The organism is Mesorhizobium sp. 128a, assembly GCF_053848025.1.
The window spans coordinates 58,864-78,743 of the sequence record NZ_JBSPKY010000023.1; the positions used below are offsets into that span (position 1 = coordinate 58,864).

At 60.5% G+C, this 19,880-nt stretch carries 17 protein-coding genes; 8 read left to right on the forward strand and 9 right to left on the reverse strand.

The window, feature by feature from the left end; genetic code table 11:
- Window positions 1–2: 2 nt before the first annotated feature.
- From ACWTU9_RS28665 to ccoN, 7 genes are all read right to left on the reverse strand, one after another.
- Window positions 3–2,273: a cation-translocating P-type ATPase gene (locus ACWTU9_RS28665; protein WP_455861255.1), complete on the reverse strand. Its 2,271-nt coding sequence runs from the start codon at window positions 2,271–2,273 to the stop codon at window positions 3–5.
- On the reverse strand, window positions 2,270–2,767 hold the full coding sequence (locus tag ACWTU9_RS28670) for a FixH family protein (protein ID WP_455861256.1): 498 nt from the start codon (window positions 2,765–2,767) through the stop codon (window positions 2,270–2,272). The genes ACWTU9_RS28665 and ACWTU9_RS28670 overlap by 4 nt, the downstream gene beginning before the upstream one ends.
- Window positions 2,764–4,323 (reverse strand): cytochrome c oxidase accessory protein CcoG, encoded by a 1,560-nt coding sequence (gene ccoG / locus ACWTU9_RS28675; protein WP_455861257.1) that lies wholly within the window; start codon window positions 4,321–4,323, stop codon window positions 2,764–2,766. The genes ACWTU9_RS28670 and ccoG overlap by 4 nt, the downstream gene beginning before the upstream one ends.
- A gap of 322 nt (window positions 4,324–4,645) precedes the next feature.
- Entirely contained in the window at window positions 4,646–5,509 is an 864-nt protein-coding gene (gene ccoP / locus ACWTU9_RS28680) for a cytochrome-c oxidase, cbb3-type subunit III (protein ID WP_455861258.1), read from the reverse strand.
- A gap of 2 nt (window positions 5,510–5,511) precedes the next feature.
- A complete protein-coding gene (locus ACWTU9_RS28685; protein WP_455861259.1) occupies window positions 5,512–5,661 on the reverse strand; it encodes a cbb3-type cytochrome c oxidase subunit 3 in 150 nt (49 codons plus the stop codon).
- Between the two features lie 11 nt (window positions 5,662–5,672).
- Window positions 5,673–6,404, reverse strand: coding sequence for a cytochrome-c oxidase, cbb3-type subunit II (gene ccoO, locus ACWTU9_RS28690; RefSeq protein WP_455861260.1), 732 nt, complete (start codon window positions 6,402–6,404; stop codon window positions 5,673–5,675).
- Between the two features lie 10 nt (window positions 6,405–6,414).
- Window positions 6,415–8,025, reverse strand: coding sequence for a cytochrome-c oxidase, cbb3-type subunit I (gene ccoN, locus ACWTU9_RS28695; protein ID WP_455861261.1), 1,611 nt, complete (start codon window positions 8,023–8,025; stop codon window positions 6,415–6,417).
- A gap of 144 nt (window positions 8,026–8,169) precedes the next feature.
- On the opposite strand from ccoN, the gene ACWTU9_RS28700 reads away from it, so the two are divergent.
- On the forward strand, window positions 8,170–8,688 hold the full coding sequence (locus ACWTU9_RS28700; protein WP_455861262.1) for a hemerythrin domain-containing protein: 519 nt from the start codon (window positions 8,170–8,172) through the stop codon (window positions 8,686–8,688).
- Here ACWTU9_RS28700 and ACWTU9_RS28705 read toward each other — a convergent pair.
- Window positions 8,685–9,431, reverse strand: coding sequence for a Crp/Fnr family transcriptional regulator (locus ACWTU9_RS28705; protein WP_455861263.1), 747 nt, complete (start codon window positions 9,429–9,431; stop codon window positions 8,685–8,687). The genes ACWTU9_RS28700 and ACWTU9_RS28705 overlap by 4 nt on opposite strands.
- Window positions 9,432–9,564: 133 nt before the next feature.
- Here ACWTU9_RS28705 and hemN point away from each other — a divergent pair, with 133 nt between their 5' ends.
- Complete coding sequence (gene hemN / locus ACWTU9_RS28710) at window positions 9,565–10,938, forward strand: oxygen-independent coproporphyrinogen III oxidase (RefSeq protein ID WP_455861285.1); 1,374 nt, start codon at window positions 9,565–9,567, stop codon at window positions 10,936–10,938.
- Between the two features lie 274 nt (window positions 10,939–11,212).
- Here hemN and ubiM read toward each other — a convergent pair whose 3' ends face one another.
- Window positions 11,213–12,382 carry a 5-demethoxyubiquinol-8 5-hydroxylase UbiM gene (ubiM, locus tag ACWTU9_RS28715; RefSeq protein WP_455861264.1) on the reverse strand — a complete coding sequence of 390 codons (1,170 nt, stop codon included), beginning with the start codon at window positions 12,380–12,382 and terminating at the stop codon, window positions 11,213–11,215.
- Between the two features lie 198 nt (window positions 12,383–12,580).
- Here ubiM and ACWTU9_RS28720 point away from each other — a divergent pair, with 198 nt between their 5' ends.
- The 6 genes from ACWTU9_RS28720 (at window position 12,581) to queC (ending at window position 18,982) form a co-directional block, all read left to right on the forward strand.
- A complete protein-coding gene (locus tag ACWTU9_RS28720; RefSeq protein WP_455861265.1) occupies window positions 12,581–12,796 on the forward strand; it encodes a hypothetical protein in 216 nt (71 codons plus the stop codon).
- A 696-nt stretch (window positions 12,797–13,492) separates the two neighbouring features.
- Window positions 13,493–14,662 (forward strand): MFS transporter, encoded by a 1,170-nt coding sequence (locus ACWTU9_RS28725; RefSeq protein ID WP_455861266.1) that lies wholly within the window; start codon window positions 13,493–13,495, stop codon window positions 14,660–14,662.
- A 243-nt stretch (window positions 14,663–14,905) separates the two neighbouring features.
- Complete coding sequence (locus tag ACWTU9_RS28730; protein ID WP_455861267.1) at window positions 14,906–16,012, forward strand: efflux RND transporter periplasmic adaptor subunit; 1,107 nt, start codon at window positions 14,906–14,908, stop codon at window positions 16,010–16,012.
- Window positions 16,013–17,263: 1,251 nt separating this feature from the next.
- Entirely contained in the window at window positions 17,264–17,899 is a 636-nt protein-coding gene (queE, locus tag ACWTU9_RS28735; RefSeq protein ID WP_455861268.1) for a 7-carboxy-7-deazaguanine synthase, read from the forward strand.
- Entirely contained in the window at window positions 17,896–18,249 is a 354-nt protein-coding gene (gene queD, locus ACWTU9_RS28740) for a 6-carboxytetrahydropterin synthase QueD (RefSeq protein WP_455861269.1), read from the forward strand. The genes queE and queD overlap by 4 nt, the downstream gene beginning before the upstream one ends.
- Window positions 18,250–18,253: 4 nt before the next feature.
- Entirely contained in the window at window positions 18,254–18,982 is a 729-nt protein-coding gene (gene queC / locus ACWTU9_RS28745; protein ID WP_455861270.1) for a 7-cyano-7-deazaguanine synthase QueC, read from the forward strand.
- The last annotated feature ends 898 nt before the right edge of the window (window positions 18,983–19,880 follow it).

Here is a 19,880-nt window from a genome sequence, read left to right on the forward strand (position 1 = left end):
AGTTACACTGATGCCCGACTGCGTGAATGCATGCCTGCCAAAGCGGTCCTCGTCGACTGGTTCGGGGCAAAGCCCTGCAGGCGCAACGCATTTGTGATGACCAGCAGCGACGAGCCAGACATGGCGACCGCTGCGATCAAGGGCGTGACATGCCCCAGGATCGCGATCGGCACCGCTATCGCATTGTAGACGATCGCGATGGCGATATTCTGCCGGATCAGCCGACCGGCCTTTCGCGACACGTTGAGCGCGAGCGGGATCGCAAGGAGGCTTTCGCGCAGGAATACGAGATCCGCCACGCTGCGGGCGATGTCGGCAGCGGTGGCCGGTGCCATCGAGACATGCGCGCCGCCAAGTGCCGGTGTATCATTGAGCCCATCGCCGACCATCAGCACCTTTTGCCCTGCTCCCGTCAGGTCATTGATGCGCCTGACCTTTTCGGAAGGGAGCAAACCGTTGGCGAAGCGGCCGATCCCCAAACTGCCTGCTACTTCGCGGCAGGCGCTAGCAGTGTCCCCCGAAAGCATCTCCACTTCGACGGACCGACGTTTCAATTCCGCTACGGCCGCCTCGGCACCGGCGCGCATCGCATCCTCGAAGGCAAACGACGCGACAACAACCCCGTTCCTGGTCAAAACCGTTCCTTCGCCTCTTTCGCTGCCGTTTTGTGTCCTCCAGAGCGCCCATCCTTGTCGACCGAGACGCCAGGTGCTGCCACCGGCCACGGCCTCGATTCCGAAGCCAGGGTGCTCGCTGACGGCATCCAGCTTGGGTTGACCGATGAGATCGGCGAAACCGGCTATGGCCCTTGAGAACGGGTGGCGCGAGTGCGCGGCCATATCGGCTGCGATCGCCAGCATCGCCGGATCAATGGAGGAAGCGTTAACCAGCTGCGGTTGGCCGAGCGTAAGAGTTCCGGTCTTGTCGAACACCGCCGTGTCGATCGCCGCCAGGCGCTCCATGGCCGAACCGTCCTTGACCATGACACCGCTTTCGAACAGTCGCCGCGCCGCGACCACCTGCACGATCGGCACGGCGAGGCCGAGCGCACACGGGCATGTGATGATGAGAACGGCGATGGCGATCGTCATTGCCCGATGCCAGTCGCCGGTGGCCGCCATCCAACCCAGGAACGTCACGAAGGCCGTGAGATGGACCACCGGCGCATAGAGCGCCGAGACGCGATCGGCGATGCGGCGGTACTTGGCCCGTCCACCCTCGGCCGCCTCCATCAGCCGAATGATCTCCGCGAGGAACGAGTTTTTCGCGATGGCCGTGCTTTCTAGCGTTAGCGGGCCGGTGAGGTTGAGTATGCCGGCTTGAACGGTTTGCCCGGCGGATGCGCTTCGCGGCGTGCTCTCGCCGGAGACTAGGGAGCAATCGAGATCCGATGATCCGTCCAGGATCCTGCCGTCGACCGGAATCCTTTCGCCCGCAGCTACGAGCACATGCATGCCAGGAACGATGTCTTCAACCGAAAGATAGTCACGAGAGCCATCGCCGCGAACGACCATAGCGCCACGGGCCGCCAACCGCGAAAGACCCTTCACCGCGGTCCGCGCGCGTTCGCGCATGACATGGTCGAGCGTTCGGCCGATCAACAGGAAGAAGAGGAGCGACACCGAAGCGTCAAAGTAGGCATGCTCGCCATGGCTTATCGTTTCGTAGAGGCTCATCGCATAGGCGAGCGAGACGCCAACCGCGATCGGCACGTCCATGTTCATGCGGCCATGGCGCAATGCATTCCAAGCCGAGCGAAAGTAGATGGCGCCCGCGAACGCTAGCGCCGGGATGGCAATAAGGGCAGACACCCAGTGGAAGAGGTCACGCGTCGCGCCTTCCGCGCCGGACCAGACCGAGACCGAAAGCAACATGATGTTGCCTGCAGCAAAACCGGCGACCGCGACGGCGCGGATCAGTTCCGAAAGCGTTTCGTCCTTTTCGCCGCTGGCGGATTCGAACAGATGTACCTCGTATCCTAGGCTCCCTAGTGTGGCCACGAACGGGGGCACCTCGCCGTCACGCCATCGAATCGAGACCCGCTTCGTCGACAGGTTGACACGTGCGCTCTCGACCTGCCCGAGCTTCTCCAGCGCGGCCTCGATTGCCTGTATGCAAGCGCCGCAGTGAACTGCTGGTACTGAAAGGTCGGTTTGAACGATTCCATCGCCAAGCGAACGGCTCGCCAATCTGATTTCCTGGCTGGATGGCACGCTGGACGCGACACGGTCCAATTCCAGCGCCATTTCTGCGCCCGGTACGCAGCAGCTCATAGCAATTCTCCACGGGAAATCATGGTCCGGCGGACTTCGCGATAAGGTTGTGCGAGGCCGGCGTCGGCAGCGACTTCGACGATCCAAACGCCGTCCTTGGGCGTATGTTGCGCTGCGAATTCCTGGTCAGAACCGAGGGCCAGAACAATGGACTTGTCCTCGGCCTCATAGGCCGGATGACGGAACAGCACTTTAACACCGTGCAGGGGGACCGGCTTGCCGTTCGCATCGGTGAGGCTGTAGCGGACTTCACCCTGTGCGATTGTCAGCCTGCCTTTCCAACCCAGTGTAGCCTGGGCGCGGCCTTGCTGGGCCTTCTTGTTGAACTGTTGACTTGCCACGTAGCTGTTTTCGACGACAAGACCGGTCCAGCTCGTTCTGGCAAGCGTCGCCATGGTCAGGTTGACAGCAATGACGACGCCGAAAAATGCAAGCACGACGGCAAGCATGTACCGCCCCTTGAATTCGCGGGCCTGTCTTGTTCCTGCGCTCATTTGGCCTGCTCCGGTGCATTGAAGGTGGCGATGTAGACGTCCGATTCCAAGCTCGATTTGTCCTCGACCACGAAGCTGAAAGTCCTGCTCTGCCCGTCGACCTGGTCGGCTGGCTGGCGCACGAAAACCTTGAGCATTGTGAGCCGGTCCGGCTCAACTGGAACGGCGAATGAGCGGCCGGCTGGCAGGTCGACTCCGGCGATACTCATTTCCGCGCCGGCGAGCCCTTCCAGGGTGAGCACGACCGTCCTCGGCTGGGGGATCATGTTGAGCAATTTGACGGTGTAGCCGTTTCGGATCGAGCCGTCCGAAAGCGTTACAAATTGCGGATTGCGGTCGTGAAGGACACTCAACTCCAGCCGCTCACGCGTCAGCAGCGAACAGATGAGCACCAATCCGATCGCCGACCACGCCCCGAAATAGATGAAGGTGCGCAACCGGAAGACCTTGCTCAGATGGAAGTGCGCGACACCATCGACGAAGGTGATGCTCGAGTTCCTGATCAGCGCCGGGTTGATGGCACCGGTGCCGTCGGCGGTCGCCAACGCCAAGTTAGCGTTGTAATCCGCCAGCGTTGCATAGGAGATCAACCCGCGCGCGAGGCCGAGCTTGTCCATGACGCCATCGCAGGCATCGATGCAGAGCGCGCAGGTGATACACTCCATCTGCTGGCCGTCGCGGATATCGATACCCATCGGGCAGACCGCCATGCAGGAATTGCAGTCGACGCAATCGCCGACAGGCTGTCCGGAGGCCAAGGCTTTCTTGGTATGGCGGCAACGGGGTTCGCCACGCCAGTCGTTGTATGTCACCGTCAGCGAATTTTCGTCGAGCATGGCTGCCTGGATGCGTGGCCAGGGGCACATATAGGTGCAGACCTGCTCGCGCATCAGCCCACCAAACACGTATGTGGTTCCAGTCAGGATGGCGATGGTGATATAGGCGACGGGTGCCGCCGTGCCTGCGGCGACTTCGCCGAGCAGCTTCGGCGCATCGGCAAAGTAGAAGATCCAGGCCCCACCCGTGGCAACTGCGATCACCAGCCACACGGCATGTTTGATCGCACGCAGAAGCAATTTGCGCGCGCTCCAGGGACCGGCTTCAAGTCTTATGCGGGCATTGCGATCGCCTTCGATCGCGCGCTCAACGAAAAGGAACAGGTCGACCCAGACCGTCTGCGGACAAGTGTAACCGCACCAAGCCCGCCCGACCGTAGACGTGACCATGAAGAGGCCAATGCCGGCCATCATCAAAAGGCCCGCGACATAATAAAATTCCTGCGGCCAGATCTCGATGAAGAAGAGATAGAAGCGCCGGTTCGCGAGATCGAGCAGCACGGCTTGGCGCGGCGCGAAGGGGCCTCTATCCCATCGCAGCCATGGCGTCAGATAATAGATGGCGAGTGTGATGACCATGACCTGCCATTTGAACTGGCGGAAACGGCCCGACGCCCCCTTCGGGAAAATCTTCTTGCGCGCTGCATAAAGCGGTTGCCGAATCTTGGCGGAGTTCACATCCTCGGCTGCGCGCCGTTCGATCTGCCTTTGGTCCAGCACTACGCCTCCAGTCGAGCAGTCTGCAGCTTCCCGTCGAGCAACCTTTGCCGCAGGGGCGGCCGCTCCGCCTTGATGCAAGTCAATCCCGCGAGCCGAAGGACGAGGCCCGGCTACAGCCGGGCCTCGTCGCTTGACGGCGGTGGGTGGTGAATAGGCCGCTTCTCCTATTCCCCACCGCCAAGCGAATGGACATAGACCGCAAGGTCCGTGACTTTGGTCTCCCCCAGATGTGCCCCATGCTGGCGTCACAACCTGGGTCGGGGCCCGGCTACAGCCGGGCCCCGTCGCTTGACGGTGGTGGGGGGTGAATAGGCCGCTTCTCCTATTCCCCACCGCCAAGCGAATGCACATAAACCGCAAGCTCCTTCACTTTTGTCTCCTCCAGACGCGCCCCCCATGCTGGCATCACACCCTGCTTGGGTGCGCGGACCTGCACGGCGATTGCGCTTTCGCCCGAGCCATAAAGCCAGATCGCGTCGGTCAGGTCGGGAGCCCCAAGTTCCCGGTTTCCCTTTGCGTTTTCGCCATGACAGGCAGCGCAATTGTCCGCGAACACGTTGGCGCCGGACTGGATCAGGGTCCTGTCGCGCACCGGCCCTGAAAGACTAGCCACATACGCGCTGACCTGGCTGATCTGCTCGGGTTGAAGCACGTCTGCGAAGGCAGGCATTTCCGACTGGCGAGTATCGAGGTCAGGAGCAAAGCGGATGCCGTGGGTAATGGTCTGCTGGATCTCCTCGGCCTTGCCGCCCCACAGCCAGTCGTCGTCGTTGAGATTTGGAAAGCCCTTGGAGCCTTGTGCGCCCGAGCCATGGCACTGCACGCAATTGACCTTGAACGTCGCGCCGCCGGCTGCGACAGCGAATTCACGCAGCGCATCATCGGCGGCGATTTCGGATATGGTCTTCTGCTGAATGGCGGCGATATATTTGCCTTTGGCGGCTTCCGCTGCCGCCAGCTCGTTCTTGACGTCGTTGCGGCTGGAATAGCCCAGCACGCCCCTGGTCGCTGAAGACAGCATGGGCCATGCGGGGAAGGCAACAGTGTAGGCCAGCGCCCAGGCAATGGTAACGTAGAAGGTTATCACCCACCAGCGGGGTAACGGGTTGTTAAGCTCCCTGATGCCATCCCATTCGTGACCGGTCGTCGAGATGCCAGAGACTTCGTCGATATGCTCGCGGCTCATGATCAGTCATCCTTGAAAGGGATCTGGGCGGCTTGATCGGCCCGTGTTCTGCCACCGGGGCGCAGGGCAAAGGCAATGCAGCCGACGAAGAACAGCGCCATGGCAAGCAGGCCCCAGCTGTCGGCGAACTCCCGCATCAAATCATAGCCCATGCGTCCCTCCTTTAGCGGTAGCCAGCTGCATCGTCGTAGGTCTTGAAATCGACCAGCGTGCCGAGCATCTGCAGATACGCGACCAGCGCGTCCATCTCGGTGACCTGGGCTGGATCGCCGTCGAAATCACCGAGCTTGGCTTTGGGGTAACGCTCCGCGAGGGCCGTCGTATCCGCGGCCGGGTCTGCTTGTGCTTTCAGATCGGCGTTGGCATTGGCGATCATGTCTGGCGTGTAGGGAACGCCAACGCGAGCATTCGCCACGAGATGGGTTGAGAAGTCTTTCACGGCGATTTGTGCGTCCTTGAGGAACCCGTAGCTCGGCATGATCGATTCAGGCACGACCGAGCGCGGGTTTGTCAGGTGCTGTGTATGCCACTCGTTGGAATATCGGTCGCCGACACGCGCCAGATCCGGACCGGTGCGTTTTGAACCCCACTGAAAGGGATGATCGTACATCGACTCGGCCGCCAGGCTATAATGCCCATACCGTTCGACCTCATCCCGGAACGGCCTGATCATCTGGCTGTGGCAGAGGTAGCAGCCCTCGCGCACATAGATGTTGCGTCCGGCGAGCTCCAGCGGCGAATAGGGCCGCATGCCGTCGACCTTCTCGATCGTGTTGTCGAGATAGAAAAGCGGTGCAATCTCGACGATGCCGCCGATGGTCACCACCAGCAGCGATCCCACGAGGAGGAGCGTGGCGTTTCGCTCGATGAGGGCGTGTTTGGCCATCAAGCCCATGTCTGGTTCCTTATTCGGCAGGCTGGAAAGCGGACACGGAACCCGGCAATGGCTGTTCTTCGCGCTGGCGGCCAAGAATGGTCATCGTGATGTTCCAGGCCATGATCACCATGCCGGCGAGATACATCGCGCCGCCCGCGGCGCGCATGACGTAGTACGGATGCATCGCGGCCACGGTCTCGGCGAAGGAGTAGACGAGAAAGCCCTGATCGTCGTATTCGCGCCACATCAACCCCTGCATGACGCCGGAAACCCACATCGCCGCCGCGTAGACGACGATGCCGAGTGTCGCCAGCCAGAAATGCCAGGTAACGAACCGCAGCGAATAGAGACGTTCGCGGTTCCACAGTTTCGGCACCATGTAATAGAGCGCGCCGAACGAGATCATGCCGACCCAGCCGAGTGCACCCGAGTGAACGTGGCCGATCGTCCAGTCGGTGTAATGCGACAACGAATTGACCGTCCTGATGGCCATGACCGGGCCTTCGAAGGTCGACATGCCGTAGAAGGCGATCGCGGCAACCATCATGCGAATGATGGGGTCGGTGCGGATCTTGTCCCAAGCGCCTGACAAGGTCATCAGGCCGTTGATCATGCCGCCCCATGAGGGCATCCACAGCATGATCGAGAACGCCATGCCGAGCGTCTGCGCCCAATCGGGCAGGGCGGTGTAATGCAGGTGATGCGGACCGGCCCAGATGTAGAGGAAGATCAGCGCCCAGAAATGGATGATCGACAGCCGATAGGAATAGACCGGCCGGTTCGCCTGCTTGGGAACGAAATAATACATCATGCCTAGGAAGCCGGCGGTCAGGAAGAAGCCGACCGCATTATGCCCGTACCACCATTGCGTGAGCGCGTCCTGGACACCAGAAAATGCCGAATAGCTCTTAGATCCAAGCAACGACGCAGGCATCGTGAGATTGTTGATCACATGCAGCATCGCGATGGTGACGATGAAGGACAGGTAGAACCAGTTGGCGACGTAGATATGCGGTTCCCGGCGCTTCAGGATGGTGCCGAGGAAAAGGATCAGGTACGCGACCCAGACAATCGTAAGCAATATGTCGACATACCATTCCGGCTCGGCATATTCGCGGCTTTCGGTGACGCCCAGCAGATACCCGGTCGCGGCCATGACGATGAAAAGCTGATACCCCCAGAAGACGAGCCAGGCGAGATTGCCGCCGAACAGCCGGGCACGGCAGGTGCGTTGCACCACATAGAGCGAGGTGCAAATAAGCGCGTTGCCGCCGAAAGCGAAGACGACGCCGGATGTATGTAGGGGCCGCAATCGGCCGAAATTGAACCACGGTTGAATGTTGAGGTCTGGATAGGCAAGCTGCAGCGCAATGACCACGCCGACCAGCATGCCCACGACGCCCCAGAACACTGTGGCGATGGCTCCATAACGGATCGGCCCATCCATATAGGCCGATGGATCAATCGGAGCTGCCGGTTTGAATTCGATGTTGCGCAGCAGAATGGCCGTGAAACCGGCAAGGACAAAGAACAACACCCACATATGTTGCCGGAAAGGCCCGTCCACACCCAAGCCGGCGCCGACCAGGGCCGCGAATGCAAACAAGCTCAAAACGACGATCTCTGTGGCGAATTTCATGACATGTCCCTGACGCCGCATTTGATGCGGACGCGGGTCCGCTCCCCACTAATTCCTTAAACGGCGTGTTGGCGCCTTGATCTATGTCAAGGGCGACGATCGCCAGACGGACAATTCTGCGTCTTCAATTCACGGAGACGCCAGATGGCCAGCTGCAAATCTTCAATCGTCGTCAAATGCAAAGCCTGGCCGTTTGTCGAAGGCTGCCTTCACGGCAGCCGGCCGTGCGGGGATATCTGTCTCTTGCACGATCGCAAGTTGCGGATCTGCGACGAGCTGGAGGCGATAGCCGACAGATTGCCCTCGGTGGATCGGTTGAAGTGCCTGCTGATGGCAAACGAGTTGGTGCCGCTGCTGCGCATGAGCCATGCCCGTGAGGAAGAGCATCTCTTTCCTGCGTTTGCGAGGGGCGCAACTGATGGCAAGCGGATGGCTTCGCTACGTCGCTTGCGGGCCGAGCACATCGAGGACGAGTGCGCGGCACAGGATTTAACCGATACCCTGCTGACCATCGGGCATGGAGGTGGCGTCGCCAACCCTGAGGCCCTCGGTTTCATGTTGAGGGCCTTTTTTAGTGCGTCACGGCGACACATCGCATTCGAGCGCGAGCACGTCCTGCCACTGACCGCACAGCAGAATCGGACGAACCGACCGGAGACCTAAGCGTCAGAACACGCCCAAGTACCCGAACAGCGTTGCAGCCGGCTCAAGCTATCGACCACGACATGGCGATTGTTCTTGATCCGGATCACGCCGTCGGCACGAAGCTTTGTCAGCTGACGGCTGATGGTCTCGACAGTCAGGCCGAGAAAGTCGGCGATGTCGGCACGGGTGAGCGGCAGATCGAAAGTTGCCGATTCCTTGCTGGTGTCCGTCGCCGGGTCGATGTTCCTCGCGATCAAGAAGAGAAAACTCGCTACCTTCTCAACCGCTGTCTTACGGCCCAGAGTCACCATCCACTCGCGAGCCTCATCCAATTCCATCAGTGTCTGCTTCAGCAAGCGGTGTTCTAGAGCAGGTGCCTCCCTCATCATCCGCTCGATGGCCGCTTTCGGGAACGAGCACAGCGAGACTTCGGTTGCTGCCTCGGCGTTGATCTCGCTTTCCGACTTGAACGGCCGGCCCAGAAAATCGGGCGCAAATTGAAGCCCGACGATCTGCTGTCGTCCGTCCGCAAGACCCTTGGTCAACTTTACAACGCCCGAAAGCAGGTTCGAATAGGTTTCGATCGCTTCGGCGTCTCCGATCAGCTCGGTTCCGGGCGGAACGCTGTGTCTCGAGGAGGCCTTTGCCAAGTCGACCAACTGATTGGGCTCGAGCGCGCCGCACAGCCCGTGGCACCGCGCATCGCAGGATTGGCAAAGAACAGGAAGGACATCGCTTTGAACGTCTTGTCTGATGGTCATCACACGGCCCGTACGATAATCGTGGCGGCAAGATAGCATCGCTGCTGCCTGAGGTGTTGCGTCAGTTTGTCCTGCCTCGGCGCTCTTGATCGAAATCAAGGCGACCGCGGTTTGCACAGGGCAAGTTGCCCTCATGCATGAAACAGCAACCCACGGCACGCGTCCCGAACTGACCGCCATGCTGAGCGAGACCGTGCCGCGTTACACGAGCTACCCGACCGCGCCACATTTTCATTCTGGTGTCGATGCCGGTCTGCTTCGAGGCTGGATCAAGGCCCTCAAGAGCGACGACGAGTTGTCGCTCTATCTGCACGTTCCTTATTGTGACACGCTGTGCTGGTTTTGCGCCTGCCACACCAAGCACACCCGGCATTATGCGCCGGTGGCAACCTTCCTGCGCGCTTTGCATAGCGAGATCGAAACGGTCGGGCGTCTCATAAGCGGCAGGGGCCGCGTGCGTGCTGTCCATTTTGGCGGCGGCTCCCCGACCATCCTGAAACCGTATGACATGCTTGCTCTCGGAAAAGCGTTGCGGGATCGGTTTGATCTTTGCCCCGATGCCAGCATCAGCGTCGAGATCGAACCTCGCGACATCGACGAAGCCCGTCTGGATGCGCTCGCCGCGATCGGCATGACGAGAGCAAGTCTTGGCGTACAGGATTTCCATCCCAAGGTGCAGAAGGCCATCAATCGCGAGCAGAGTTTCCGGCTGACCAGGGGCGTGGTGGACGGCGTCCGCGCCCGCGGCGTGAGATCGGTTAATCTTGACCTGCTCTACGGACTGCCGCACCAGACCCTTGAAAGCGTCGCCGCGACGGTCGCGCACGCCCTGACGCTGGAGCCCGACAGGATTGCGCTGTTCGGCTATGCGCATGTGCCGTGGTTCAAGAAGCATCAAACGATGATTGACGAGGCCTGGCTGCCCGATCCCGCCGAACGGCTGGCGCAGTCGCAGCTTGTCGCCGGGATCATCGTGCGAGCCGGCTATGAGGCGATCGGGCTTGATCATTTTGCCAGGCCGGACGATTTGCTCGCCATCTCAGCGCGCACGGGCAGCCTACACCGTAATTTCCAAGGCTATAGCGAGGACAACTGCGAAACCCTGATCGGTCTTGGCCCATCCTCCATCAGCCGCTTCCGGCAAGGCTACGCCCAGAATACCGTTGTGACGGGCGAGTATGAGAAGGCTGTGATTGCCGGCCAATTGGCAACTGCACGCGGCATAGAATTCAGCATCGATGATTTGGCAAGAGGCTGGGTCATCGAGCGCCTGATGTGCGACTTCGCCTTCTCGGCGCTCGATTTGGTGGAGCGTTTCGGTAAGGTCGGCCAAAGGGTCCTCCGTCAGGCAAGCCTCGTCGCGAGCGGCGGCTCAGGCAGGCTGCTGCAAATTGACGGCAATAATTTTGTCGTGCCGCAGGAGAGCCGTCCTCTTGTCAGGACTGTGGCGGCGAAATTCGACAAATACCTTGAGACGGGAGCAGGCAGGTATTCCGCGGCCGTCTGAGTGGGTGCGGTGGGCGCGTCTGGGCCAGAGGTGCTCGCCATCTTGAACACCAATCATGGACTATGTTGCCAGAGCAAAACCTTGCGCACAACGCGGCAGTTTCGAAGTCGGGCAGAACGCAGGGAGGGCTATACGGTTCGGCCCACATCCAACCTTCTGCCCTGATGTGCGCGCGGCCGCCTGTCGGCTATGGCTTGTCTTGTGCAAAATCAAAGTCGAATTCGTCGCTCGAGGAGATCGGCAGCCACCCGGCCCCGAGCCTCCAAGATCGAAACTAGCGCCTCAGCACGGCAGAAATTCCGCGTCGGACAAATGGCAGATTTTGACCGAGCCGAAGGCCAACGTGCCTTGCGACCTGCGCCAGCGGGCGCTCGTCTGTGTAAAGCTTAACCAGCATGTTGGTGGCATGGTAAAGCGGCGCGGCGCTCAGCCTTAGCCGGGTTTCATATCGGCGAAGCAAGGTTGGATCGGCGATGTCGGTTCCTTTGCGCCAAGCCGCCAGAATTCCCTTGGCAAGCCGATGCTGACCGCCAAGGCCGATGTTGAAGCCATGCGCCGTGACCGGATGCATGCCGACGGCCGCATCCCCGATGAGCGCGGCGCGCGGCATCCAGAACCTGTCTGCCCAAGTCGTAACGAGTGAGTAGGCGTGGCGGCTGCTGGCCAGCGACATCTTACCCAACCGTCCGCCACAGCGCTGGGTCATCTCTGCGAGAAAAGCAGCATCGTTCATCAGGACAAGCCGGGAAGCCTCGTTTGCGGGAAGTGTCACAAGCAGTGATGACACGCCATTGGCAAGCGGCAGCATCGCGATCGTCTGCTTGTCATCAAACCATTCCGTCGCGATGCGGTGGTGGTGAAGCTCATGCCGCACACGGCAGATCAGCATGGAGCAGCCGAGCCGATTGATGTCGGCGGCGATGCCCAGCAGATCGCGAAGGACAGACAGGCGTGAATCCGCGGCCACGAGGAGCTGGCCGTGGAGCTGTCGACCATCTGAGAGGGTCACCGTCGCGCCACCGCCATTGATTTGGGCGGCGACGACGTTGCAGCCAGCGAACACACATGCATGCTCCCGCATGCCGACAACGCTGAAAAGGGCACTGCGAATCCGATGGTTGGGGACGAGAATCCCCAGTGGCTTCGCGCTTCCCACAGGCGCATCGAAGCTCAGCGCGAAAGGATTCGATCCGTTGAGCACCCGCGCACCAAGCAGGGGCGATTTCTCCGAAAAGGGAATGGCATCCCAAGCGCCGAGCTCTCGTAGAATCTTGACTGAAGCGTGAGTGAGTGCAATCTCGCGTCCGTCGAAGGCGGGCTGCGCCAGATCTGCCATCGACCGGCGTTCGATCAACGCGACCTTGAGGTCACTTGCGGCAAGCGACGCGGCAAACGCCAGTCCAACCGGGCCGGCCCCGACGACAATGATGTCAAAACTGGTCATCTTGCGCTAACGCCCCCGCAGCGCAGGCCAAGGCGACAACATGTGAAACCAGCAGAGTTGCCCGATAGTGTTTCGGATGACAAGGTTCGACATTTTGCCTCTCAAGAACAAGAAATTTCTGCGAAGTTGATCCAGGTCAATGCCGCCCCCCGCGCGTTCACACGATTCTTGCAAAAGGCGATATTAGGTAGGTGATACATGACCGACACCGTCTCGAAGCTTGTCCGGGAGTGCAACACAGCACGGGTCAAGGGCTTGGATTTTCCAACGATCTGGCAGACAACGCTGAAACAACATCCCTACGTCGCGGGCCAGCCGCTGCAAGATCAGAACGAAGCTGGCCCCGCGCTCATGATTCCATTGATCACCGGCCGTCATCTCATATTTGACGCTTCAGGCTTTCGGCTTGGCTAAAAGGCAGCGTGATAGCGATTGGCCGTCCGGTTCCACCAGGAACAGCCATGGCTTGCATGCTTGATGACCAGATTGCGAAGGAGCACAAGCCCATCACTGTCATGCAAAGTCCAATCACCAGAAAGGGTTCCGCCGCCATATCATTCTCCTTGAAGCCGGGTGACGAGAGCATGCCGTAAACGGACAAGCCTTGATCTGGGTCAAGCACCACCGAAAAGTTTACTCGAAAACGTATCTGAATCGGCCGATTTGCCAGCCGGCAACCCGACAGGCCGTCCGAGCGCCGCCTGCAAGCGCCGCGCCGGTTCACCTGTAGCCTCGTCCCCGTGACTTGTACCAAGCTCCGAAGCACGCTGCCTGCCGCCTCGCCGTTCTTGCGCGATTTGATGGAATGCTTTGCCGCCCGGTCGCGGCAGAGGGTCAAACATAGCGAGCCCAGCGGCTTAGTCGCAGACGATGAGGGGTGTTGAGCTGGTCGGCACGACAACGCACCAGCGGCCCTTGTCGGCATCGGCACCTCAGCCGGAAAGCCCTTCTCTCGCGCTATGGACCCGCGGCATTCGGTCCGATGTCCGACGATGTCAGACATGCGACGTCGCTGGATCGACCCCATCGTCTTGTTTCAGCACGACCTCTCGTTTGGAACGATGCATGCGTGGCTCTCCGCGAATGTCCCCGAGCGAGTCTGGACCTCTCATGCCCTTTCCGATCCTTGCGCTTGCCATTGCGTCCTTCTGCATCGGCACCACCGAATTCGTCATCATGGGCCTGCTGCCGGAGGTCGCCGCCGATCTCGACGTGACCATTCCTGCGGCAGGCCGGCTGGTCACCGGCTATGCGCTGGGCGTCGTCTTCGGCGCGCCAATCCTCGCCATGGCCACCGCGCATCTGCCGCGCAAGCCGGTGCTGGTCGGGCTGGCCGCGCTGTTCGTCGTCGGCAATTTCTTCTGCGCTGTCGCCCCCAACTACTGGCTGCTGATGGCCGCGCGCGTCTTCACCGCCTTCGGTCACGGCGCCTTCTTCGGCATCGGCTCGGTCGTTGCCGCCGGCCTGGTGCCGCGCAACAAGCGGGCGAGCGCCATCGCATTGATGTTCGCCGGCCTGACGCTGGCCAACATCCTTGGCGTGCCCGCCGGCACGGCGCTTGGCGAAGCCTTCGGCTGGCGCGCCACCTTCCTGGCCGTGGTCGGCATTGGGCTGATCTCGGTCGCGGCGATCGCCTGCCTGGTGCCGTCCGATGTCACCGAGCCGAGCGGCGGCGGCCTGCGCGGCGAGTTGCGCGTGCTCGGCAAATTGCAGGTGTGGCTGGCGATGCTGATTGCAGCCCTCGCCTCGGCCAGCCTGTTTGCCGTCTTCACCTACATCAAGCCTTACCTGACCGATGTGTCCGGCCTGTCCACCTCCGCGGTCACCTGGGTGCTGCTGCTGTTCGGCGCCGGCATGACCATCGGCAACATCATCGGCGGCAGGCTGGCCGACTGGAAGCCGATGCCGACAGTCATCGGCACGCTGCTGCTGTTGGCGCTGCTGTTCGTCGCCTTTTCCGCGTTCGGCGCCATCGCCACGGTGGCCGTGGGCATGGTCTTCTTGTGGGGCCTGCTCGTCTTCGTCGTGGTGCCGCCGCTTCAGATCCGCGTCGTGGAAGCCGCTTCCGAGGGGCCGAACCTCGCCGCCGCCCTAAACCAGGGCGCCTTCAACGCCGGCAATGCCAGCGGCGCCTGGATCGGCGGCGTGGCGCTCTCCTGGGGCGTTTCCTACGCCAACCTGCCGCTGGCCGGCGCGGTGCTCGCTTTGCTGGCGGCGAGCGTCGCGGTGCTGCTGCGGTCGCTCGATCGTCGGACTGTCCTGCAGACGCGGATGGCATAGGCACGTCTCGGCATCAGGAGCGGAGGGTCGGATCAGAAGGATAAGAGAGATTGGTCGCTGCGGCCGAAAGAGCGCGATGAAATGACCACGATCCACAAGGGATGGGGGTTCGAGGATTGAGAATAAAGCAACCGACCGGCTGCCGGCCCGGTCCGGCTCAAGCTTTCCTCGGAATTCTAGCAACAAAAAATCAGTGGCTGGTATGAGATCATGAGACGATGTGTTTTCCTCCTTGGGCTTTCCATGTGTGCCGTCGGGGCAGCTGTTTGGCTCGCTTCCGCGCCAAGCAGGCAATTGTCTAGTTCGGCTCCAGCCGCTACTGTAAAGCGGGGCTCGCTGGCGGACACCATAACTGCAATCGGGGTTCTCGAACCCTCACCGCTTGTGCAAATCGGTACGCGAGTCTCGGGCCAATTGACGGCGTTTCACGTCAGCTTGGGAGACAGCGTTCACGCAGGTGATGTTATTGCGGAAATGGATTTTTTCGAGCAGCAGAACCGATTGCGCGTGGCGAGGGCTTTGCTTTCCCAGAAGCAGGCAGCCCAACGCTCGAGGCAGTTCGAGCTCGACCGGGCCGAGCGTGCCCTGAGGCGCCAGCGCCAACTGTCTGCGAGCCAAATCATTTCGAGCGCTGCTCTCCAGGATGCCGAAGTCGCCGCCGGGATTGCCAGCGCCAAGCTCGATGAATCGACAGCGCAGGTCGAAGAAGCGGCTGCCGGGGTCGAAAAGGCCCAAAAGGATCTCGGCTATACACAGATCACAGCCCCGATAGACGGACGGGTGATCGCTCTCGAGGCCAAACGGGGACAGACGCAGCCGCGGGTGATTGCTGTCGTCGCGCAGACCGACGTGATGAGGGCGCGGGTGCAAGTTTCCGAAGCAGATGTCGAACGCGTCAAGGTCGGGCAGCCGGTGCAATTCACCACAGCCGGAGACAGAAAGACGAACCGAGCTAGCCTGGTGATGGAAGTGGAGCCGGCCCCATCCACTCTTCTGACGAACCAGGGACCTCCTGGCGGCGGCTGCCCGGGGGAGCCGCAGGCCGTCTGTTACAATGTGTTTTTTGAGGCACCCAACAAGGACGGGAAGCTTCTGCCGATGATGACCGCTGAGGTGACGATTACGGTGAGCGTGGTTGATAACGTGTTGCTTGCCCCGAGGGGTGCGCTCGTCGGCCCTGATCCGCAGGGCGTGTACAGCGCGAGCGTCGAGATAGGGGGCGGCGCGACCGAGCCACGCCCCGTGCGTGTGGGGCTGGTGAACCAAATGGACGCAGAGATCGTTGCAGGCCTCGCGGAGGGCGAAAAGATCGTCCTGCGAAAGGACAGCGGCATCACCGACACGGACTGACCGCTCCATCGCAACGTCGAAAGACAAGCGCAGCGCTGGCGGGGCGCGGACCCGTAGTGGCACCTGAGCTCGCGCGCGCCTGTGCCACATCTCTGATGGACTTCTCGAGCCAGCTACCGCCTGCTGAGGCAGCCAAGTGCGGACACAAGGGTGGGTGTGCCTTGTGTCGGCCCCGACATTTTCACCGCTTGACCGAACGTCCAACCCCGATGCGGCGGCGAGGAAGGGCTGGCTCCCAAACCCGACTGTAACCCGATACGTGTCGTGCATTTCGCCGAAATCTGCTCAACGACAGCAGCGTGCGATCGAGGCTTGGCGTCGCCCCGCCTCCAGAAAAAGGGTCTGCTAGCCGCAATCATGCCTCGAGTCGGGCGTCCCCAGAGTTACCATCCCCTGTCGGCTCCAGCTCGGCCGTAATGCGAGAGTTTACCGGGCGCCCCCCCGCGGAGCGGTATTCCCGCCTTGCTGCCATTGGGGAAGCTCGCAACAACCTTGAGTTCGCCGCCGAGGCTCCGGACAGCACAGCCAGCAGATAATTCTACAGGTAGCTCATCGCGACGGCCGGTAAACGTTTGTTGAGCGGCTTGAGGCAGAGGAATGAGAGAATGACCAAGTTCAAGAAGTCATCCCAACGCTCGCGAGTATCAATCGCTTACCAATCGCCTCGCCAAGGCCGAAAGGGGTGCTGCTGGCATCATTCATCGTGTCCATCTCGCCGGACTACGAAAGGCCAAGGATACCACACAGGCCCGGCTTGCCGAAGATCCGGAATGAAGCCGGCCGAGATTTCGTGCGTTGAGCATCATCCCGAAACGGTTCAGATAAGGACCATGGAACGCGCCCCTTCCTTGTTGCCACCAAGGAGGATACGACGCTTCGTTCCGATCAAATGCACAGGCGAACCGCCTGCTTGGGATCTCTCGCCCGCAGCTCTGCGATATGCTCGGCGAGAGATCGAAGCGGGCTAAAATTGAGAAGCTCTCATGCAGGATTGTGTGTTGCGTTTTGCGACAGAACCCTGTCGCTAAGAGTATGCGATTCAGGTGCTTCATATGATGCCAGGCTACCAAGAGCGAGAAGCCTCCGTTCGGCTGCCGCCCTCTGACGTTAGCTTCGTGTCCGGGGTGAGTGGGTCTTCGGGAATAGGCATCGAAGCGGGAGCGCTGTCCAGAACGTGCCTTCCGATATACGCCAATTCTCGCACATGGCGTGGGAGGGAGCGGCACTCGCTCAATCGAAGGTAGCCTAGCCATGTCATACGCCGTCAAGGAGGTTTTCTACACGCTACAAGGTGAGGGGCGTAATGCGGGGCGGGCCGCCGTATTTTGTCGCTTCGCTGGATGCAACCTTTGGTCGGGCCGTGAAGCCGACCGCGCAACGGCAATCTGCAGATTCTGCGATACCGATTTCGTTGGCACGAAGGGCTCTGCGGGCGGACGCTTTGCGACCGCACAGGGGCTTGCATCCGCCGTTGAATGGGCCTGGCGCGGGTCTGGGGGAAGGGAGCGCCTTGTCGTTCTTACCGGAGGGGAACCCCTTCTGCAGGTTGATGAAGAGCTGATCGAGGCACTGCACGCCGCACGTTTTGAAATTGCTGTGGAGACCAACGGCACCATCCATCCGCCGGCTGGCATCGACTGGCTGTGTGTCAGTCCGAAAGCCGGTGCTCCACTGGTGGTTAGGGCCGGGGACGAACTCAAGCTTATTTATCCTCAGCTGAATGCCGAGCCAGAGTGCTTCGAAGGCCTGGCATTCGACCACCTGTTGCTCCAACCTATGGATGGACCTGAACGCGAGGCGAATACCGCGGCCGCGGTCGCCTATTGCCTTGCTAATCCACGCTGGCGGCTCAGCCTTCAAACCCACAAGCTCTTGGGAATTCCATGAAAATCACGCAAGCTTTCACCTTTGAGGCAGCTCACCGCCTTCCCCGGGTACCCGAATCCCATCGCTGCCATCGAATGCATGGCCACTCATACCGTGTGGATCTTCGTCTCGCAGGCTCAGTTGATCCGGACACGGGTTTTGTCGTGGACTTCTTCGATGTCGAGGCCGCTTTCGCCCCCTTTTTGCAGCGCCTTGACCATCACTGCCTAAATGAGATCGAGGGTCTAACAAATCCGACCGCCGAAAATATCGCGATCTGGATCTGGGACCGTATCAAACCCATCCTGCCGCAAATTGCGTCGGTAATAGTTTGGGAAACGCCGCAATGCTGGGCCGAATATGAAGGGTGAGACGATGCAACAAGATTTCGAGACTGCGCTCGTTCTCTTCTCCGGCGGCCAGGATTCAACCACCTGTTTGGCTTGGGCGCTCGAGACATTCGCGCGCGTCGAGACGATCGGCTTTGATTACAGGCAGCGTCATCGGGTCGAATTAGACGTCCGGCCGCGCGTGCTCGATCAATTGCGGAGGGACTTTGCGGGTTGGAGTGCTCGACTGGGCGAGGATCACCTCGTCGATATAGCGGTGCTTGGAGATCTGAGCGAAACTGCGCTCACCCACAGTGTCGAAATCGCGATGCAGGAGAATGGACTCCCGAATACCTTCGTGCCTGGCCGCAACCTCCTCTTCTTGACGTTCGCGGCTGCTGTCGCTTATCGCAGAGGCGTGAGGCATTTGGTAGCTGGCGTCTGTGAGACGGATTACTCGGGCTACCCCGATTCCCGAGACGACACGATCAAAGCGATGCAACTCGCTCTGAACCTTGGGATGGAGAAGCGGTTTGTCATCCATACTCCATTGATGTGGATCGATAAGGCGCAGACTTGGGCGCTGGCGGAGCGGCTAGGAAACGAGGCGCTGGTCAAGCTCATCTGTGAGGAAACCCACACCTGCTACAATGGCGACCGCGAGCACCCTCACGCCTGGGGCTTCGGGTGCGGAACCTGTCCAGCATGCGAACTACGCGCCCAAGGTTGGGAACGCTTCCTCTCCTCCAGGTCGAACCCGAACCCGCGCCCATAAGACAATTTGGCGTCGGCGCGTTGAGGGACCTTTCCTTCTCGTGCCACGTGCGGGAACAAAAACTCAATACTGGGCTTTGGGGGCCGTTGTCCCGGTCTATTATTTTCATTGTGGGGCCTGCAATTTGGCAAAGGCCCATACTTTTAGCGCCGACTCGCTCCTCTTTAGCTAAGCTCTTCTGTGGTCTGGTCGGTCCGGCAATTTCAAACCGACTTCGGTAGTTGGGCGAGGGAAATGTCGTGGCAGGTTTGGCTCGCATACACTGGCACAGTACAGCAGGAGCATGAAAGCACACTGAGCACGATGTGCGAAGTGCAACGAAATGTTGGACATCCGACGTAGAGGGTCCGGTGGACCCCGTTGTAATTAAAGCGTTTCTCCTTGGCACGACTGATGCAGTGTGATCCGCAACACGTCACCGACGACAGTGAGATCGCAGGAAGAAAGTCGAATGGGTGCAATGACTCTCTCTTAGCGTGATCCACAGTTTGAATCGATCCTAAGCATCGGAGCCAGGATCTCGGCACCGTCCATATTCGGCGGGATCAGACCATGGCCCGGGTGATGGGGCAGCAGCCTGCGCAGGGCCCGTGCCGGAGCCTCGGAATAGAACTGGAGACGCCATGACGGGACAGAGCGAACCATTCGAGAAAGAAAAACAAACGCCGGCAATCGGGCCCCAGCGTTTGAAGCCTGAGTGGCCTGGTCGAGAGAGTGAACAACATTCACGCGAGTTCGGCGCTGAGATGATGCTCAGCCAGTGCTTTTCTCCTTGGAATTCTTGTGCGTGGCGTCGGGGCGCGATTTGGGGACCGTCGCGGAACCAAGCAGGCTCGCGACCTTGAACTGCAATCCGACCTCGGGAGGATGATTTGTTCCGCCGGACCGATCGCCTCTG

Bases quoted from the DNA above. Each gene is read 5' to 3' on its own strand.
- ccoO (WP_455861260.1), bottom strand. From the start codon at position 6,404: ATGGGCTTGATGGCCAAACACGCCCTCATCGAGCGAAACGCCACGCTC.
- queD (WP_455861269.1), top strand. From the start codon at position 17,896: ATGAAAATCACGCAAGCTTTCACCTTTGAGGCAGCTCACCGCCTTCCC.
- ACWTU9_RS28670 (WP_455861256.1), bottom strand. From the start codon at position 2,767: ATGAGCGCAGGAACAAGACAGGCCCGCGAATTCAAGGGGCGGTACATG.
- queE (WP_455861268.1), top strand. From the start codon at position 17,264: ATGTCATACGCCGTCAAGGAGGTTTTCTACACGCTACAAGGTGAGGGG.
- ccoP (WP_455861258.1), bottom strand. From the start codon at position 5,509: ATGAGCCGCGAGCATATCGACGAAGTCTCTGGCATCTCGACGACCGGT.
- ACWTU9_RS28730 (WP_455861267.1), top strand. From the start codon at position 14,906: ATGTGTGCCGTCGGGGCAGCTGTTTGGCTCGCTTCCGCGCCAAGCAGG.
- ACWTU9_RS28705 (WP_455861263.1), bottom strand. From the start codon at position 9,431: ATGACCATCAGACAAGACGTTCAAAGCGATGTCCTTCCTGTTCTTTGC.
- ACWTU9_RS28700 (WP_455861262.1), top strand. From the start codon at position 8,170: ATGGCCAGCTGCAAATCTTCAATCGTCGTCAAATGCAAAGCCTGGCCG.
- hemN (WP_455861285.1), top strand. From the start codon at position 9,565: ATGCATGAAACAGCAACCCACGGCACGCGTCCCGAACTGACCGCCATG.
- queC (WP_455861270.1), top strand. From the start codon at position 18,254: ATGCAACAAGATTTCGAGACTGCGCTCGTTCTCTTCTCCGGCGGCCAG.
- ACWTU9_RS28665 (WP_455861255.1), bottom strand. From the start codon at position 2,273: ATGAGCTGCTGCGTACCGGGCGCAGAAATGGCGCTGGAATTGGACCGT.
- ACWTU9_RS28725 (WP_455861266.1), top strand. From the start codon at position 13,493: ATGCCCTTTCCGATCCTTGCGCTTGCCATTGCGTCCTTCTGCATCGGC.
- ACWTU9_RS28720 (WP_455861265.1), top strand. From the start codon at position 12,581: ATGACCGACACCGTCTCGAAGCTTGTCCGGGAGTGCAACACAGCACGG.
- ubiM (WP_455861264.1), bottom strand. From the start codon at position 12,382: ATGACCAGTTTTGACATCATTGTCGTCGGGGCCGGCCCGGTTGGACTG.
- ACWTU9_RS28685 (WP_455861259.1), bottom strand. From the start codon at position 5,661: ATGGGCTATGATTTGATGCGGGAGTTCGCCGACAGCTGGGGCCTGCTT.
- ccoN (WP_455861261.1), bottom strand. From the start codon at position 8,025: ATGAAATTCGCCACAGAGATCGTCGTTTTGAGCTTGTTTGCATTCGCG.